Raw genomic sequence first — 18,133 nt, forward strand, 5'->3', positions numbered from 1 at the left:
CGCTGATGGACAAGGCTCCGGAAGCGTTCCTGACCATCGGCGAAGTTGCCGAACGGCTGGGCATCAAAACCCACATATTGCGCTATTGGGAAGAGCAGTTTCCCATGCTGAGACCGCTGAAACGCGCGGGCGGCCGCCGGCTTTACCGGCCAGACGATGTCGGGCTGGTCGAACGGATACGCGATCTGCTCGACCGGCAGGGGTACACGATAAAGGGGGCACGGTCGTTTCTGGCGAGTGGCGCACCAATGATTGGGGCCCAGGCAGTGGCTACCCCGTCGCCAGAAGCAAGAACCGACCTGTTCATGCCCAAGGTCGATGCAGGGCTGCAGGCTGAACTGTCGGCAATCCGGGCGACGCTTGCCCGTGCGCTGGCAGCCGCCTGATCAATCAATCACATAATCAGGTAGCGAATAAAATGCGTTGCGCAGCGCGGCTGACCAACTGTCCGATATCCGGTTGAAATAGGTATCGTCCTCGTCGATCCGCCGTTGCTGCATCGGTTCGAATCGGTCACGCGGCAAGAGCAGCATATCGAGCGGCAATGCCACCGATAAATTGGCCGCCATGGTGGAATCAAACGAGACCATCAGCAACTTAACCGCACTTTCAAAGCTCATGTCCGGCTGGAAACCGCGGACAAGAATCGGGCGGCCATATTTGGTCTCGCCAATCTGGAAAAACGGGGTGTCCTCCGATGCTTCGATGAAATTGCCCTCGGGGTAGATCATGAACAAGCGGGGTTCCATGCCCTTGATCTGGCCGCCAACGATCAGGGTCGCATTGAAGGTGGTTTCGGCATCAAGTCCCGTCATCTCCCGCGACCGGATCGTCTCGCGCAGCAAATCCCCCACAATCTGGGCCACTTGAAACATCGAGGGTGCGGCTAGAATCGAAGGGTTGCGGTCTTCAGGGGCCTTGGCGCGTTCGGCGAGCAGGCTGATCACCGCCTGTGTCGTAGCCAGATTGCCTGCGGTCAGGATGGTGATGAATCGTTCGCCGGGTTTTGAAAACACGTGCATCTTGCGAAAGGTCGAAATGTTGTCGACGCCGGAATTGGTTCGAGTGTCGGACATGAAGACCAGCCCCGAATCCAGCTTCATGCCAACGCAATAGGTCATTTCTGCTTCACCCCCAGATTACCCGTTCGCGCCTGCGTTACTGTTCGACAGACAGGCTGACAACCATCTGCTGCTCTCCGCCGCCATAAGAAAGCCCGGAAATGGGTGCTGCTTCGGAATAATCCGTTCCGGTCGCGATCCGTACATAGCGTGTGTCGGGGCTGATCCCGTTGGAAACGTCAAAACCGACCCACCCCAGACCATCGACATGCGCCTCCGCCCAGGCGTGGCTCGCCTCTTGCTCTACCCGGTCGGTCAGCATCAGATAGCCGCTGACATATCGCGCCGGAAAGCCGAGCGAACGCGCGGCTGCGATAAAGATATGGGCATGATCTTGGCAAACGCCGTGCCCGGCGGCGAGCGCGGCATCGGCCGTTGTCGCGGTGTCGGTATGGCCGACATCATAACGCACGGTTTCAAGAACGCGCGCTGCCAGCCTATGGAGTACCTGAAGCTGGTCGTCACCAGCCACGGATCTGGCGAGCGCCTGTAATTCGCGCCCTGCCTCGGTCAGTCGGGTTGGCTGCAGGAAATACCAGAGCGGCACATGCCCGCCATGGCGGCCCAGCACTCCGGCGGTGTCGATTGTCTCGACTTCGCCATCGCATCGCACTGAGATTTCCTGTGCGCCCTCGTTTATCCGGACGAGGAGGACATGGTTGTTGTGATAGTCGAAATAATCGGCCTCGACTGTGCCGCCTTCGATTTCCGTCGACCAGTTCAGGATATGCTGGGCCGCATTCTCTTTCGGGATCAGCCGCAGTCTTTGAAGGCCATAGGGCACGGCCTGTTCAAATTTGTAATGGGTATGATGGCAAATCTTCAAAAGCATCGGGTCAGCCATAAAAGCGATAATCGGTTTCGATCTGCTGTGCGAGATTGCCGTTGCACGTCATGAAATCGGTCAGGAATTCGTGCAACCCGCTTTCGAAAACCGCGTCAATCGAGCGTCGGGTAAGGCCATCATGGATTTCTCGCGCCAAATCATGCGACGGCATGCGGATGCCATAATCCTCTTCAAGGTAGCAGAGATTGCCGAACAGTTTTTGGTAACAAAATGCCAGCGATCGGGGGAAGCGCTGGTCGAGGATCAGAAATTCTGCGACGCCCACCGGCCGCGTATCACCTGCGTTCAGCCAACGGAACGCATGCTCTGCCGATACTGACCGCAAAATTGTTTCCCACTGCACATTGTCGAGCGGTTGCCCAACAAAGGACAGCGAAGGCAGCAGCACATAATATTTCACGTCCAGGATGCGCGCCGTGTTGTCCGCACGCTCGACGAATGTGCCGAGGCGCGCGAAATTGTAAATGTCTATCCGAAGCATCGATCCGTGAAGCGCGCCGCGGACCTGTGCCGATTGCTGACGGATCAGCGCGATTAGCCCCGGCAGGTCGGCTTCACGGATCGGGCGCTGCACAGCATCGCCGACACGCATCCAGAAAATGTTAGTTGCCTCCCAAACCTCCCGGGTCAACGCCGTCCGTGTCATCCGGGCGTTGTGGCGCGCGGTGTCGAGCATCGCCTGCACCGAGGCCGGATTGGATTTGTCGCGCAGCAGGAAATTGACAACATGCTGTGGAGCATAGTTGTCATGCCGTGCTTCATAGGCAGCCTGCAGCCCCGCGGTGATCACGACCGAGCGCCATTCTTCGTCCGAGCCAGTTCCGCGTGTCAGCGCCATGCGATGGCCAGCCTCGACAAGACGCGCCATATTTTCGGCCCGCTCAAGATAACGGAACATCCAGAATACACCGCCTGCGGTCCGCCCCAGCATCAGTCTTCCAGCACCCAGCTATCCTTGGTGCCGCCTCCTTGGCTGCTATTGACCACAAGCGAGCCTTTCTTGAGGGCAACACGCGTCAGGCCACCCGGCGTGATTTCAATGCCATTGGGTGAGACGAGAACAAAGGGACGCAGATCGACATGGCGTGGGGCCAACCCGGCGCGGGTGAGCACTGGCACAGTGGACAAGGCAAGCGTGGGCTGCGCGATGTAATTTGCAGGGCGCGCCTTCAGTTTCCGTCGAAAGAGCTCGATCTCCGCCTTGCTGGCCGCCGGACCGACCAACATGCCATAGCCGCCCGATCCGTGCACTTCCTTGACGACCAGTTCTGACAGATGCGCCAGCACATATTTGAGCGCTTCCGGCTCGGCACAGCGCCAGGTCGGTACATTGGCCAGCAAAGGTTTTTCGCCGGTGTAGAATTCGATGATCTCCGGCATATAGCTATAGATCGCCTTGTCGTCGGCAATCCCGGTGCCGGGTGCATTGGCGATCGTAATCTTGCCGGCGCGGTACAAATCCATGATGCCGGGAACGCCCAACTGTGAATCGGGGCGAAAACTCATCGGGTCGAGAAAATCATCATCGACCCGGCGATATAGCACGTCGATCGGGCGATAACCTTGGGTCGTGCGCATTGCGACCCGGCCTTCGACGATACGTAGATCATGGCCTTCGACCAGTTCCGCGCCCATCTGGTCTGCAAGAAATGCGTGTTCGAAATAGGCACTATTGTAAATGCCCGGCGTCAGCACTGCGACCACCGGTTTGCCATCGCAGCCATCGGGCGCACACGCCTCCAGCGACCGGCGCAAATTCTTTGGGTAACTGCCGACTTCACGTACGCGGATCGCACTGAACAGTTCGGGGAACATGTTCATCATCGTTTCCCGGTTTTCCAGCATATAGGATACGCCCGATGGCGTTCGGGCATTATCTTCAAGCACATAGAATTCGTCACGCTCGGTTCGGACGAGGTCGATGCCGACAATATGGGTATAGATATGCCCGGGTGGCGTGAAGCCGATCATTGCCGGCAGGAAAGCCCGGTTATTGGCAATCAGTGCTTCCGGAATGCGGCCGGCGCGGATGATTTCCTGCCGGTGATAAATATCGTGAAGAAAGGCGTTGATCGCACGGACACGCTGCTCGATCCCGCGCGACAGCCGTGCCCATTCCTTCGCCCCGATTATACGTGGGACGATATCGAAGGGAATGAGCCGCTCTTCGGCCTCGGTTGCGCCATAGACGTTGAAGGTGATTCCGGTGCGGCGGAACAGCGCATCGGCCTCTTCCGTTTTGCGGCGCAATCGAGTGAGTTCCTGATTTTCGAACCAGAGCGCATAATCGGCATAATCAGGCCGGGCCTCGCCATCGAGGCAGAACATTTCGTCAAAGGCCGGCGCGGGCAACTCCATATCCAAGGAAGCTGACAAAATTTAAGGCAGCGCACAAGCGCTTTTCGCAACTGCACAATTTTTGGGCAACTGCCCGAAAATCATTCGTCTTCTGGACCCAGTTCCGGGTCGAGATCGCGAGGCCGGACAAAGCGCTTCAAATGGCCTGTGCGCTTGCCGATATCCGCCCAATGGTCGATCGGCAGGTCAAGCTGGGCAAGGGCCGCTGTAGGATATTTGATCTCCACTTCTTCGCGCAGCGGTGAACTGCCATCGTCGGGGACGAGATCGAAAACGACATCTTCCATCCCCGGATTGTGCCCCACCATCAGGATCGAATCATGCGCATCGCTCGCTTCGCGCAACACGTCGAGGAGTGTTGCTGAAGAGGCAAGATAGACGCGACGATCCCAGGTCGGTTCCATCTTTCGGCCATAGCCTGCCCATATGCCATGAAGTGTGTCGATCACGCGAACGGCAGGGCTTGCGATCACCTGTTCGAAAACGATACCGTTCGATGCCATCCACTGTCCGATGACGCGCGCGGCCTTTTCCCCCCGCTTGTTTAGCGGGCGATCAAAATCGCGGGCCACTGGGTCATCCCAACCCGATTTGGCATGGCGCAGCAGATAGAGCGTTTTCGTCAAAAGGGGATATCCTCGTCCGCAATCAGTTCGTCGTTGCCCTGCCCCATATTCGTTGCCGACGAAAGACCGGATTTAATTCTTCTTACAGCTTCATCCAGCGTCACCCGGTGAATGGGTGTGCCTTGCGGAAAGGCGGTCAGCAGCCGTGATGGCGTGGCAGGGGACAGCAGCACGAAATGGCCGCGATCATCAGTTTTGCGGATCAGTCGCCCAAATGCCTGCGCCAGCCGCGCGCGAATGATGCGGTCGTCATAGGCCGTGCCGCCGCCGGCAAGCCGTCGCGCCTTGTGCAAAATGTCCGGTCGGGGCCAGGGAACCTGTTCCATGATCACCAATCGCAGCGAATGGCCGGGCACATCCACGCCGTCGCGCAGCGCGTCGGTTCCGATCAGGCTGGCATGCGGATCGTCGCGGAAGATATCGACGAGCGTTCCAGTATCCATCGGATCGACATGCTGCGCATAAAGCGGTAAGCCGTCGCGGGCGAGCCGGTCGGCAATGCGGGCATGAACGCTTTTCAGGCGGCGGATTGCGGTAAACAGGCCGAGCGCGCCGCCCTGCGACGCCGAAATAAGTGCGGCATAGGCTCCGGCAAGCGCTGGCATGTCGCCTTTTGCTATGTCGGTGACGATCAGAACTTCGGCCTGCCGGGCATAGTCGAACGGGCTGAGCGCGGAAAAATGCTCGACCGGATGGTCAAAATGTACCGCGCCGGTGCGCGCTTCGGCATTGTCCCAATCGCCGCCGCTGCGCAGCGTGGCGGACGTCGTCAAGACGCCGTGCGCGGGTTTCAGAACGATACGGGACACCGGTTGGGTTGGGTCGAGCCAGTGGCGATAAATGCCGATGTCATATTCGCGGCCTTCGCCGCGATCTACGGCCAGCCAGTCGACAAATTCGGGATCGGCAGGGCCCCCACCGCGCCCCAGAAGTGCAATCCAGCCGCGCAATGTATCGACCCGCCAGCCAAGGCTGGCCATCGCACCTTCGATCCGCGCTCGGGCCGCACCATCCAGCCAGTCGGGCGCGTCTTCGACAATCATTTCCAGCCGTTGGCCCAATATCGTCAGCGGTTTGACCAGCGCCTCCAGCGCCTTCATCAGTTCGGCAATCGATTCAATCAGTGGCGCGTCAAGATTGGCATATTCGGTTTCCAGTGCGTAACCGCTCTCCGCCTGCCCTTCGTCGCGGGCAAACACTGTTCGCCTGACGGCCGACAGCATCTGTTCTGCAGGGCCCGAAGCGACGCCTTCCTGAATTCGGCCCAGCCATCCCTCTGCGGGCAGGGCTTCGGCCGCAACGCGTGCTGCTTCGATCGCAAGTCCGCCCTCGTCATCATAGCTGGCAACATCGGCAAGCCGCGCGGAAAGGCCACGCCGCCGGCCGCGCGCTTTGCCCTCGGGCCCGATAACCCAGCGGCGGATCTCGATCATTTCAGTGCCAGTCAAAGCTGCGGCAAAGGTGGAATCTGCAGCGTCGAAAAGATGATGGCCTTCGTCAAAGATGATGCGGCTGGGCCGGCTGGCCTCTTCGCGTCCGCGCGCTGCGTTGACCATCATCAGCGCATGGTTGGCAATCACAAGATCGGCTTGCGCCGACGCGCGCGATGCGCGTTCGATGAAGCATTTGCGATAATGCGGGCAACCGGCATAGATGCACTCCCCCCGCCGGTCGGTCAGGGCCGTGCTGCCGTTGCGGCGGAACAGCGTGGGTAACCAGCCGGGTAGGTCGCCGCCCACCATGTCACCGTCGGCCGTGTAGGCTGCCCAGCGCGCCACCAGATGTCCAAGGATAGCCGCACGCCCGGCAAACCCGCCCTGCAGTGCGTCTTCAAGGTTGAGCAGGCACAGATAGTTTTCGCGGCCCTTGCGCACCACTACCTTGTCGCGAAATTCTTGGTCGTCAGGATAGATTCGGCGTGCCTCGCTGACCAATTGGCGTTGCAAGGCCTTTGTGTAGGTTGAAATCCAGACGGCACCATCAGCCTCTTTCGCCCAAAGCGAGGAGGGCGCGAGATAGCCCAGCGTCTTGCCGATCCCGGTGCCGGCCTCGGCCAGCAACATATTGGGTTCGCCCTTGCGGCGGCGCGGATCGAAAATGGTGGCTGCAGCTTGTGCAAAAGCGCGCTGGCCTTCGCGCACTTCCGCGCCTTGCCCCGTCAGCCGTGCAAGTTGTGCTTCGACCGCGCTCCGATCCAGTTGGACCGATCGCGGTGGCGTGCGCGGCGGTGCCTCATCCCATTCCGGCAATCTGGAAAACAGCCAAGCTTCCTTGCTTTGGGGACGCGGCACCTGGTCGCAGACCACGCGACCCCAACTCCAGTGGAGACGCGCCAAGGCCTGCGCCGCATCCCATGCGCCTTCGCGTTCGGGCCACGCAGTCTCACTGAGGGCTGTGAGGAGTTTGCTGGCGGCAGCGACCAGCAGTTGGGGAACAGTTTCGTCGCGCAGGTCTTCCCCGGAACTGCGCGAAATCTGCAGCGCCTCCGCAAAGCCTTTAGCCGTCGGAACGACGAAGCGGGCAGGGTGTACAAAGGCAAACAGTTCTAGCAAATCCAGCCCCGACAATTCGGGGTAGCCCAATCGTTGGGCAACCAGCGGAGCGTTGAGCAAAATGTGCGGCGTATCTGCTGCACGGGAAACAGCCTCTGCCTTACCCACGCGCCGCGTTTCGCCATCAGGCGTTGCTATCCAGATACCGGCATGGCTTGCATGCAGCGCAGGAAAGGCTAGGGGATAGGCCATTATCCAGCCTATTTGGCAATTCCGGAACGAAAAGGAAACATGTAAATGAGCGTCGACCCCGCCCTTCGCACGGCAGCCTTGGCAAGCAAGGCATGGCCCTATGAAGAGGCGCGCAAGGTGTTGAAACGTTATCCGCAAGGCAAGGCTGGCGGCGCTCCGATCCTCTTTGAAACCGGTTATGGCCCGTCCGGCCTGCCACATATCGGGACTTTCAACGAAGTGCTCCGCACGACGATGGTGCGCCGCGCGCTTGAGGAACTGACCGATATGCCGACCCGGCTTGTTGCTTTTTCAGACGATATGGATGGCCTGCGCAAGGTTCCGGACAATGTGCCCAATCAGGCTATGCTCGCTGAACATCTGGGAAAGCCGCTGACGCGTATTCCCGATCCCTTCGGCAAATTTGAGAGTTTTGCGCATCACAACAACGCGATGCTGCGCGAATTTCTCGACCGCTTCGGCTTTGACTATGAATTCGTCTCCTCTACGACCATGTATGAAGGCGGACAGTTCGACGAAGCGCTGAAGGGCGTTTTGCGCAATTATCAGGCGATCATGGACATCATGCTGCCGACGCTGCGCGCGGAACGTGCCGCCACTTATTCCCCAGTGCTTCCGGTTAGTCCCAAATCGGGCATCGTGCTGCAGGTGCCTATCACAGTCATAGATGCCGAGGCTGGATTGGTGTCCTTTGAAGATGAGGGCGAAACTATCACCCAGTCGATCTTGGGCGGGCAGGCGAAGTTGCAATGGAAGGTTGACTGGGCGATGCGCTGGGTCGCGTTGGGCGTCGACTATGAAATGTACGGCAAGGATCTGACCGATAGCGGTATCCAGTCGGGTAAGATTGCGCAGGTGCTCGGCGGGCGCAAGCCGGATGGACTGATCTATGAAATGTTCCTCGATGAAAAAGGCGAGAAGATTTCGAAGTCGAAGGGCAATGGCCTCAGCCTCGAAGATTGGCTGTCCTATGGCAGCGAGGAAAGCTTGGCCTTTTACGCCTATCGCGAACCGAAAAGCGCAAAGCAGCTGCATCTTGGCGTGATCCCGCGCGCGGTTGACGAATATTTTCAATTCCGCACCACCTATGGCGGACAGGAGATTGAGAAGAAGCTGGGTAACCCTGTCCACCATATCCACAACGGCCCTGATGGCTCGAAAGTGCCGGCAGAGGTTCCGCCGGTCACATTCGGGTTGCTGCTCAATCTGGCGGGCGTGATGGGCCCGCATGCAACTGCGCCCCAAGTCTGGGGCTATCTCGCCAATTATGCGCCCGATGCGACCGCCGCCACGCATCCCGAACTGGCGAACCTGATTAATTTGGCGCTGGCCTATAACCGCGATCATGTCGCGCCGACGCTGCAACGTCGTACGGCGGAAGGGATCGAGATTGACGCGCTGAAGCGTCTCGATGCGGCCCTTGCGCAACTGGCAGCGGACACGCCGGCCGAGGATATCCAGAATATCGTCTATGAAATCGGCAAGACCGCCGGTTTTGAAAATCTTCGCGACTGGTTCAAGGCATTGTATGAGACGTTGCTCGGGTCGAGTGCCGGCCCTCGCATGGGCAGCTTTATCGCGCTATATGGCATCACCAACAGTCGCAAACTGATTGCGGAGGCGCTTGGATGACGAATGGCATTTCGGTCGATGAATTGGCTGTCCAGCTACTGGGCAAAACCGCAGACAGCCTTTCGCGTGCCGAACGCCGCGTTCTTGAAAGCATCCACCACCGCGAGATAACGAGCCGCAATCTCGATGTGCCGCATGGCGAAGATTCGACCTTTGGCCAGCGGCTGGCAGATCATGTTGCCGCCGTGGGCGGCAGTTGGGGCTTCATCATCGCTTTCGCAGTGGTGTTGTTCGGCTGGATGTTGATCAACAGCCGATTATTCGAATCGCTCGACATTGGCTTTGATCCGTACCCGTTCATATTTCTCAACCTGATGCTTTCGATGCTGGCAGCAATTCAGGCGCCGATCATCATGATGAGCCAGAACCGGCAGGGACAAAAGGACAGACAGGCGGCGGCGCATGACTATGAGGTGAATCTGCGCGCGGAACTGGAAATCATCCGGCTGCACGAAAAGATAAACCTGTTGCAACGCGACGTCGCGCGACTGGTCGAGGTGCGTCCCGCAGGAGACGCAAAATGATCTCGTCGATCAAGATCGGAACAGGATAGTCGGAAGGAATGGCATGAGCAGCTATCACATTGCGCAGATCAACATCGCGCGCTTCGTGCAGCCAAAAGACCATCCCGATAATGCAGGTTTCATGGATGCGCTTGACCATGTCAATGCGCAGGCCGACGCTGCCCCCGGCTTTGTCTGGCGGCTAATTGGCGAAGGCAATGATGCGATCAGCATCGACGCCATTCCTGACGACCCAAGATTGGCGGTCAATATGTCGGTATGGACCGACATCGATTCGCTTGCCGCATTCGTCTATCGCAATCCGGATCATCTGGCGATCATGCGCCGACGCCGCGAATGGCTGGAACAGATGGACATATATCAGGCACTTTGGTGGGTGCCTGCCGGGCACATTCCTTCGGTGGCGGAAGGTATGGGGGCGATCGAACTTCTTCGTGCCAATGGTTCCACGCAGCAAGCATTTACATTCAAACAAAATTTCGATGCACCCGATGGGACGCCTGTCCGGCCGGTGCTGGATGAATGTGCATGAGCATCATCGCCGCCCGCATCTATCGCGACGGCCGGCTGCTGACGGAACTTGATCTCGCCAAGCCCATCCCCAAGCTGGAACGCAAGGAGGATTTCGTCTGGATCGGACTGCATGATCCCGACGCTGCGACAATCAAGGCGATCCAAGAGCATTTCGGTCTCCACCCGCTCGCGGTTGAGGACGCGCTGGATCCGCGGCATCTGCCAAAGATGGAAAGCTATGGCGAAACATTATTCATTGTGGCGCGCACCATCCATTTGGAAGGGACGGACGGGGAAGCGCGCATCGCCTATGGCAACACTGCGATCTTTCTCGGTCGGCAGTTCATCATCACTGTCCGTCACGGTTCGATCCGCGGCCATGCTCCAATCCGCAAACAGTTGGAGGCGACGCCTTGGCTCTTGAAGCATGGCCCGGACTATGTCCTCCACGCGCTGCTGGATTTCATCGTCGATGGCTATTTTGAGGTGATCGATCTGTTGGACGAACAGGTGCTCACGATGGAAGACAAGGCGCTCGAAAACTTCCTCGACCGGGCGCAGACTGCACGTTTGTTCACGCTGCGTCGTGACCTGTTCCGGCTGCAGCGAATCCTCGGCCCGATGGAAGATCTTGCAATCCGCTTCGTCAACATTGACCTGCCGCAGTTGGACAATGATATCGATCCCTATTTCCGCGACCTTGCAGACCATGTCCGGCGTGTGAATTACCGCGTTGCTGGTTTGCGCGATACGCTGACCAGTGTGATTGAGACCAGCGGTCTTTTGGAACAACAAAGACAAGGTGTGATTACACGCCAACTCGCAGCTTGGGCTGCGATCCTCGCGGTGCCGACTGCAATCGCGGGAATTTACGGGATGAACTTCGCATTCATGCCCGAACTGGAAAGCCGCTATGGCTATTTCATCGTTGTGGGCGCGATGCTGACCATCTGCACCGGGTTGTTCATCAGGTTCAAGCGGCTGGGATGGCTGTGACCCGACGCAACACCGCCAAATAGTCGGGTTCGATCGTCATTTTCTCATGATAGCCACTTGCGCCCAGCAAGGCATGGGCGTCCGGCAGATTGTAACAGGGCAGGCCCATGAACAGATGATGTTCGCTATGATAGTTGACCCAGTAGGGTGCCACTGTGGTGCGCTCAATCAACCCGGCATAGGTCGTTCGGGCGTGGCTGAACGGATCGTCGCTGCCGGTCGTGGTGCATGCATGTTCGGCGATGTTGCGGATGCGCAGGAAAAGCTGGAAGGTTGTTGCCAACGCAGCGAACCACAACAGAAACGGCGTCCAGCCCCAAAGGGCGAGCGAGACCGCCAAGACGATGGTCTGCACCAGGAGAAAACGCGCTACCGTGCGCGCGGTAGTTTTCGCGCCGTCGATGTTTGAGACAGGCGCATCCATGCCATTGCGGCTCTGCAGGTTGAAGGCGCGACCGGCGCTGGTGTCACGCCCACCTGAGCTGCTTTCGCGGCGCAACATGGCCTTTAATCCGCGCCAAGCCGCGGCGAATTGGTGGCTGCGCTGCTTGAAAAAGGTCTGACCGGAAAGATCGCGTATTACCTTGCGGCGCAGGCTCGCTCCACTTGTCGGGAAGGGCTTGGATAGCGATAGATCAGGGTCCTCGGGCTGCTGTGTGAATTTATGGTGGGTGAGGTGATAGGCGCGATAGGCGTAGAGGTCGCTGCCCGTGGCAGCGCCTGATGGCCATTGGCCCAGCCAGTTGTTGATCTTGCGGTCGGGGTGCAGCAATCCGTGCGCGCCCTCGTGCATCAGGATCGACAGCCCCAGTTGCCGGCCGCCGATAATGGCGAGCGCAATCGGTGTTGCAAACAGCCCGGCAATCCAGTGGAATTGCCATGCCCATGCGCCGCCAAAGGCTGCGAGTGCGGCAACAAGCCAGCCATGGACGACCAGCCATGGCCCCCTGAACGGCGATATGGCGGTAAGCGCTGCCCATTCCTCTGGCGCAAAAATTTTGCGGGGATTGGCGGCTTTCACTGCGGGCATCTAATCTGCATACATCATGGTTACCGGGCTGCCAATTCCATAACGAAGGTCTGAAGGCAGGATTTTCCTCGGCTGGATCGGACAGAACTTTGAATTAAACTAATGTAGAATAATGTAAAAGTTGCCGCATGAATCGATTAACGAATCTTTTGTATCGTATCAGGAAAATCAATGTTGTCGGGGAAACAGGGGCCGCATCGACGAAGGAAGACGGAGGATGTTGCACCAAGGTCGATGGGAAAAGAGGCTTGACGCACTGGATCGCGAAGTTTCCACTTTGCGTGCAGTTGTGGAGGCTCAGGCTGATTGGATCAGGCGCGAACTGCTTGGCGGAGCCGAAAATCACGCGCCTCTATTCAAAGCGATCGATTCGATTGCGCCGGCGGCGCTTGATCGAGATGCGTCGCATAAATTGCCGGACGCACGCCATTTGCGCTGGTTAATCCGGCAACGACGCAAACGGGCCTCGCTTTTCGGTGCGGATCTGTTTTCGGATCCTGCATGGGACATGCTGCTCGATCTCGCTGCGGCTAGGCTGGAAAATGAACGGGTCTCGATCAGCTCACTCTGCCTTGCCTTGGGTGCACCGCAAACAACGGCGTTGCGTTGGATTGCAATGCTCCAAGATGCCGGGCTTGTGGTTCGCCGGGCTGACCCGTTAGACGGCCGCCGTGCCTATATTGAACTGACCGAAAAGGCGATTACGGCCATGGGCTGGCATTTTTCCGAGGTGGAATCCCAATTTGGCATATCATGCTGATTGCCGGGAAGGCCAACGCCTTCCCGGCGGAGCGGTTTACTTTTTTGATGCGATCCAGTCATCGATCTTCTTTTCCAACACGGTCAGCGGCAAGGCGCCGGTGTTGAGCACTTCGTTATGGAATTCGCGAACGTCGAATTTCGCGCCCAGTTCGGTCTTGGCCTTTTCCTTCAGTCGCGAAATCGTCAGCGCGCCGATCTTATATGCCAGCGCTTGGCTGGGTATTGCGATGTAACGTTCGACCTCTGCGGTCGCATCGGTCCGACCCATGTCGCTGTTGGCGAGCATATAGTCGATCGCCTGTTCGCGGCTCCAGCCCTTCGAATGGATGCCGGTGTCAACGACGAGCCGCATCGCCCGCAACATCTCGTCCGACAGGGTGCCGAACCGCTGATAGGGATCGGTATAGAGCCCCATTTCATAACCGAGCGTCTCTGCATAGAGTGCCCAGCCCTCTACATAGGCGGTGTTGCCGCCAAAGCGCATGAAGGCGGGTAGCTTTTCATTTTCCTGTGCGATGCTGATCTGGAAATGGTGCCCCGGTGCGCCCTCGTGCAGGTAAAGCGTGGTCATGCCCGGCGTGGTCCGGCTTGGCAGGTCATATGCATTAAAATAAAAAATGCCCGGTCGTGAACCGTCGGGGGTGCCTTGCTGATAGCTTCCGCCTGCCTCATATTTCTCGCGGAATTCTTCATAGGGCCGGATTTCGAGCGGGGCCTTGGGCAGATATTTGAATTGCGTTCCGATGACCGCATCGACCGTTTTGCCGATGTCATAATAGCCTTGGGTCAGTGCCTCGCGGCTGGCCATTTTGAATTTGGGATCATGCCGCAGATGGTCGAAAAATTCGGGCAATGTGCCCTTGAAGTTCACTTCGGTCCGCACCTTTTCCATCTCGCCCTTGATGCGGGCAACTTCGGATAGGCCGATATTGTGGATTTCGTCGGCGCGCATCGGCAGGGTGACGGTTGACTCGATGAGATAGCTGTAAAGCTGATCTCCGTCCTTCATATATTTCAGGCCATGCCCTTCGCGTGCAACGGGCAGATAGTCATTTTTCAGAAAGTCGCGCAGGCGCGTGTAGGCAGGGTAAATGTCCTTTTCTATCGCGTCGCGATACTGCCCCGTAAATGCTGCCTTTTCCGCATCGGTAAAGTCCGCGGGGAAATTCTTGGTCGGACCGAAATAGGGTGATTCTTCCGCCGGCTGCTTCAACTGGGTATTAAGCTGGTCAATGACGTTCGAGACGGTCATTTTGGTCTCGACCACGCCGGACGCCATCCCTTCGCGGAAACGGCCGATCGCGCGATCGAGCATCACGACAAATTCCTTGTGGCGCTTCAGATTATTTTCATAGTCCACGCGGGTCTTGAACGGGGCTGCGCCTTGGCCGCTGGCGAAATTGGGATAGAAGGTGTGAAAGCCGAAGAAATGATTGATCGGTCGCACCACTGAGAGTTCAAAATAAGGCGATGAAAGTCCCTTGATCGCGTCCTTCTGGTTACGCATGAAAACATCATAGGCGATCTTGTCGGTCGGGCTGAGTTTGGCCCGGTCGATATTGCCCAGTGCCGCGATATTATCATTTGCTGCCTTGCGCTCGGCGTCGAAATAGGCGTCGCTCATGAAGTCGCCCAGCCGGTCGGCATAGCGCATGTCGCCGCGGAACAGCGCGTTCAACGGGTTCCGCTTGAGGCTCGCCTCATCGTCATCGGCAAAGACCTTGGCAAGCTTCTCACCCTCGGTCAGCTGCGCTGCTTCGGCCTTGATCGTATCCTGCGCCATGGCCGGCACGGCGACCGGGACAGCGAGCGCGACAAGCGCCACGGAAAGCAGAAATTTCGGGGTCAATTTCATGGCAAATGCTCCTTGGGCGGCAACTATGCCGCAATGATGTATGTGCAATGTCGCGCCAGAGGCGGAGCTTTGGAACAAGTCAGTTTCGACAGAGGCCCTAGCCCTGTCCGCAAACGCCTAAGGTCACGCCGTCGCGGTGTTGAGTTCGAGCCAGTTATTCTGTCTATACCATTTGGTGATCACATGTTTCACCCCCTGCTTTACGGGGCTCCCTGTGTGCAGGGACTTGTAATTGGGCGTGCCATCCAGCTTCATGTTATTCCAGATCAGCATCGTACCCGCTTGAGGACGTACGCCGATGCTGACATGCGGAAATTCGGTCGCACCGCCATCGTCGGGTTCGTTGAGATAGATCATCGCCGTCCAACTGCGCTGCCCGCCCCGCGGCCCTTCGTGAAGCCAATAGTCCTGGCTGGGATGGAAGAAATCATGATGCGATTTGAATTCCTGACCAACTGTATAACGCTGCCCCTGCATCGTTTCAGCATAATCATTTTCGATGCCGAGCGTGTCGCTCATCCGTGCCTCGACACGGGCAACATCGGCATCCCAGCGGTTGAGATGGCAGCTATAGCTGGTCCGAAATCCGGCCTGTTCGGTGCCCTTGTACAAGGTGGAGGGAACGGCATCGGCATCAATTTTGCGGATGAGTAGATTGCACTCCCTTTTGCCGAGGAAGCCCTGGTAGATGTATAGCTGCAGTTCCGGCACGTCGACCTTCTGGACCAACGGATTGGAATCAAGTCGGCGCGTTACAAATGCGCCAATCTTGGCAAGCTTTGCCGGATCATTGTTCGGATCGAACTTTGTTGGGGTGCCAGATTCAACTTCGGCAAACATTCAAACGCAGCTCCCGATCATGCGATTCGCCTATCCGATAGCACCGCCACCCGGTGATAATCGAGTGGCGGTGCGGCGTTGAGAGTTATTTTGTGCGTCCGCGGGCCATGACCCACTCGACCTTTTCCAGCAAGGTGACATCCTGCAACGGGTTGCCCGAAACGGCGATCAGGTCCGCAGAATAGCCTGGTGCAATTCGGCCGATTTCATTTTCCATGCCCAGCGTTTTTGCCGCAACGGTCGTGGCGCTGGCGACAGCTTCTACGGGCGTCAGCCCGTTCTTGACGAGCAATGCGAATTCGCCCGCATTGCGGCCATGTTCGAAAACGCCCGCATCGGTGCCGAATGCGACCGTTACGCCCATGGCCTTGGACTGCTGCACCTGACGGCCGGCAGCCTCCAGCGCCTCGCGCGCCTTAACCTCGACCGTCGGGGTATAGATGCCCCTACCAATGCGCGCCCGCACGCCTTCAAGCGCCATCAATGTAGGGACCAGCGCTGTACCTCTGGCCTTCATGGCCTTCAGCGCAGCTTCGTCTGCGAAGGTCGCATGGTCGATGGTGTCGATACCGGCAACAGCTGACGCCTCGATCCCGCGGGCGCCGTGTGCGTGTGCCATGACCTTTAGGCCAAGCGAGTGGGCCGTATCGGCGATGGCCTTCAATTCGTCATTGTTAAAATGCGCCTCAAGACCGCGTCCTTGCTGCGACAAAACGCCGCCTGTCGCCGTGATTTTGATGATGTCCGCACCCATTTTCGATGCCTTACGCACTTTTTCGGAACATTGATCCGCGCCGGTGCAGGTGTAGCCAGAATCAAGCGCGATCAGCACTTCCGGGCGAAAACCGCTGACATCGGCATGTCCGCCGACGATCGACAACGCCGGTCCTGCAGCGACAATCCTGGGCCCCCAGAGGATCCCTTCATTGGTGCCGCGGCGCAAGGCAAAGGCAGTGTTCTGTGCCGATCCTGCCTCACGTACGGTGGTGAAGCCGGCATTGAGCGTGAGCGCGGCATTTTTGACGCCGATCAGCGTCGCCCATTCATCGCTGTCGACGGCCTCACTGCGATAATCACCGCCGGGGTCGCTCGTCAGATGGACATGGAGGTCGATAAGGCCTGGAAGAACGGTTTTGGTCGACAGGTCCACGACTTCAGCACCTGCAACAGCTGCGGGATTAATGCCTTTTTCGACCTTGACGATACGACCGTCGGTCACAGTGATCGTTGCGGGGCCGGTCGCACCTTGCGCTGGATCACTGATCAGGTTGCCCGCAAGAACCACCTTGGTGTCGGCAAGAGCCGGCGTAGTGAGAGCAATGCAAGCGGTTGCAGCAAACAGAAGCGTGCGGATCATATATTCCTCCCGAAGATTTACATCCGTCTGCGCCGCCGAGACTGGCTGTTCAAGCAAAAAAATTGGGCCCGGGAAACAGGTTCCCCGAGCCCGCAACTTCTGGAAGGATCAGGATTACCAGAAGAAGTTGTTAATCACATCGACGACATATCCGCGGCGGACATCAACCAGCAGAACGTCGTCATAATAGCGCACCCAGCGATAGGGTCCCTGCGCCGGGGGAAGGCGATAACGCCAAGGGTCGGCTATCCGGTAACGGCTTGAGTAAAATGGCGCGCCGATATGGATGCCGATGTTGAGACGGCGATAACGGTCGCTGCGATAGGGCGCATAATAACGTCCGGGTCGATAATAGCTGCCATAGCGTTCGCGATGTCCGCGCCAGTCATAACGCCGTTCGTTCCGCCAACCTTGATCCCAACGATCATTGTCGTGCCGGTCATAACGGCCATCGCGGCCATAACGATCCCACCGCCCGTCATCGTCGCGCCGATCATTGTCATCGCGATAGCGCCAGCTGTCATCGTCACCGCGCCGGTTCCGCTGGTTGTCATTGCTCCGGTCATCGTCATGGCCTGCCTCGCGCCGCTCTTCGCCGCGGTTCCAACTGCCGCTTGGCGGTATCTGTGGGCTCGCCTGACCATTCCAGCCGCCGCGCCGGTTGTCATCATCGTCGCGCTGGTCATCTTCGCTGCGCCAGCCGCGCTGGCGCTGCCCTTTTTGCGCATCCTGTCCGTCGGCTTGACGTTGCCCTCTCGACCAGCCGTCTTTGCGGCCTTCGCTGCGTTTATACTCGGCCGAATCCTCCGCAGATGTGGCGCTACCGGCACGGTCCTTCATCGCATGAGCTGCCGGAGTCAGCGCGAGCGCGGTGGCAAGGCTGGTCAGCAAAATTGTCTTCATCTCAAATTCCCAGTTCGCGGCGGCT

17 protein-coding genes are annotated in these 18,133 nt (G+C 58.2%); 6 read left to right on the forward strand and 11 right to left on the reverse strand.

The window, feature by feature from the left end; all coding sequences use genetic code 11:
- The first annotated feature begins 5 nt into the window (after positions 1-5).
- Positions 6-386, forward strand: coding sequence for a MerR family transcriptional regulator (locus tag RSE16_05960; protein WRH77009.1), 381 nt, complete (start codon positions 6-8; stop codon positions 384-386).
- On the opposite strand, the gene RSE16_05965 is transcribed toward RSE16_05960, so the two are convergent.
- The 6 genes from RSE16_05965 to RSE16_05990 form a co-directional block, all read right to left on the reverse strand.
- Positions 387-1,121, reverse strand: coding sequence for a proteasome-type protease (locus tag RSE16_05965; GenBank protein WRH77010.1), 735 nt, complete (start codon positions 1,119-1,121; stop codon positions 387-389).
- Between the two features lie 37 nt (positions 1,122-1,158).
- On the reverse strand, positions 1,159-1,965 hold the full coding sequence (locus RSE16_05970; GenBank protein ID WRH77011.1) for a transglutaminase family protein: 807 nt from the start codon (positions 1,963-1,965) through the stop codon (positions 1,159-1,161).
- Positions 1,958-2,899, reverse strand: coding sequence for an alpha-E domain-containing protein (locus RSE16_05975; protein ID WRH77012.1), 942 nt, complete (start codon positions 2,897-2,899; stop codon positions 1,958-1,960). The genes RSE16_05970 and RSE16_05975 overlap by 8 nt, the downstream gene beginning before the upstream one ends.
- Positions 2,899-4,326 (reverse strand): circularly permuted type 2 ATP-grasp protein, encoded by a 1,428-nt coding sequence (locus RSE16_05980; protein WRH77013.1) that lies wholly within the window; start codon positions 4,324-4,326, stop codon positions 2,899-2,901. Before RSE16_05980 ends, RSE16_05975 begins: the two co-directional genes overlap by 1 nt.
- An 80-nt stretch (positions 4,327-4,406) precedes the next feature.
- Positions 4,407-4,952: a histidine phosphatase family protein gene (locus RSE16_05985; GenBank protein ID WRH77014.1), complete on the reverse strand. Its 546-nt coding sequence runs from the start codon at positions 4,950-4,952 to the stop codon at positions 4,407-4,409.
- Entirely contained in the window at positions 4,949-7,696 is a 2,748-nt protein-coding gene (locus RSE16_05990) for an ATP-dependent DNA helicase (protein WRH77015.1), read from the reverse strand. The genes RSE16_05985 and RSE16_05990 overlap by 4 nt, the downstream gene beginning before the upstream one ends.
- Before the next feature lie 45 nt (positions 7,697-7,741).
- Between RSE16_05990 and RSE16_05995 the strand changes: the two genes are divergently transcribed.
- The 4 genes from RSE16_05995 to RSE16_06010 are packed head-to-tail and all read left to right on the forward strand — an operon-like array spanning position 7,742 to position 11,361.
- Positions 7,742-9,328: a lysine--tRNA ligase gene (locus RSE16_05995; GenBank protein ID WRH77016.1), complete on the forward strand. Its 1,587-nt coding sequence runs from the start codon at positions 7,742-7,744 to the stop codon at positions 9,326-9,328.
- Positions 9,325-9,852 carry a DUF1003 domain-containing protein gene (locus RSE16_06000; protein WRH77017.1) on the forward strand — a complete coding sequence of 176 codons (528 nt, stop codon included), beginning with the start codon at positions 9,325-9,327 and terminating at the stop codon, positions 9,850-9,852. Before RSE16_05995 ends, RSE16_06000 begins: the two co-directional genes overlap by 4 nt.
- A 43-nt stretch (positions 9,853-9,895) precedes the next feature.
- Positions 9,896-10,384 carry a DUF3291 domain-containing protein gene (locus RSE16_06005; protein ID WRH77018.1) on the forward strand — a complete coding sequence of 163 codons (489 nt, stop codon included), beginning with the start codon at positions 9,896-9,898 and terminating at the stop codon, positions 10,382-10,384.
- Positions 10,381-11,361 (forward strand): magnesium and cobalt transport protein CorA, encoded by a 981-nt coding sequence (locus tag RSE16_06010; GenBank protein ID WRH77019.1) that lies wholly within the window; start codon positions 10,381-10,383, stop codon positions 11,359-11,361. The genes RSE16_06005 and RSE16_06010 overlap by 4 nt, the downstream gene beginning before the upstream one ends.
- Here RSE16_06010 and RSE16_06015 read toward each other — a convergent pair.
- Positions 11,339-12,391, reverse strand: a complete 1,053-nt coding sequence (locus RSE16_06015; protein ID WRH77020.1) for a fatty acid desaturase family protein — start codon at positions 12,389-12,391, stop codon at positions 11,339-11,341. The two genes, RSE16_06010 and RSE16_06015, sit on opposite strands and share 23 nt — an antisense overlap.
- A 217-nt stretch (positions 12,392-12,608) precedes the next feature.
- Between RSE16_06015 and RSE16_06020 the strand changes: the two genes are divergently transcribed.
- Complete coding sequence (locus RSE16_06020) at positions 12,609-13,151, forward strand: winged helix DNA-binding protein (GenBank protein ID WRH77021.1); 543 nt, start codon at positions 12,609-12,611, stop codon at positions 13,149-13,151.
- Positions 13,152-13,187: 36 nt separating this feature from the next.
- Here RSE16_06020 and RSE16_06025 read toward each other — a convergent pair whose 3' ends face one another.
- The 4 genes from RSE16_06025 to RSE16_06040 all read right to left on the reverse strand — a co-directional run bounded on the left by RSE16_06025 (position 13,188) and on the right by RSE16_06040 (position 18,108).
- On the reverse strand, positions 13,188-15,008 hold the full coding sequence (locus RSE16_06025) for a DUF885 domain-containing protein (protein ID WRH77022.1): 1,821 nt from the start codon (positions 15,006-15,008) through the stop codon (positions 13,188-13,190).
- 123 nt (positions 15,009-15,131) lie between these two features.
- On the reverse strand, positions 15,132-15,848 hold the full coding sequence (locus RSE16_06030) for a 2OG-Fe(II) oxygenase (GenBank protein WRH77023.1): 717 nt from the start codon (positions 15,846-15,848) through the stop codon (positions 15,132-15,134).
- 85 nt (positions 15,849-15,933) lie between these two features.
- Positions 15,934-17,205, reverse strand: a complete 1,272-nt coding sequence (locus RSE16_06035) for an amidohydrolase family protein (GenBank protein ID WRH77024.1) — start codon at positions 17,203-17,205, stop codon at positions 15,934-15,936.
- Between the two features lie 114 nt (positions 17,206-17,319).
- Positions 17,320-18,108 (reverse strand): RcnB family protein, encoded by a 789-nt coding sequence (locus RSE16_06040; protein WRH77025.1) that lies wholly within the window; start codon positions 18,106-18,108, stop codon positions 17,320-17,322.
- Between the last annotated feature and the right edge of the window lie 25 nt (positions 18,109-18,133).

Origin of the sequence: Sphingobium sp. (assembly GCA_035196065.1) — a bacterium.
Classification (GTDB): domain Bacteria; phylum Pseudomonadota; class Alphaproteobacteria; order Sphingomonadales; family Sphingomonadaceae; genus Sphingorhabdus_B; species Sphingorhabdus_B rara.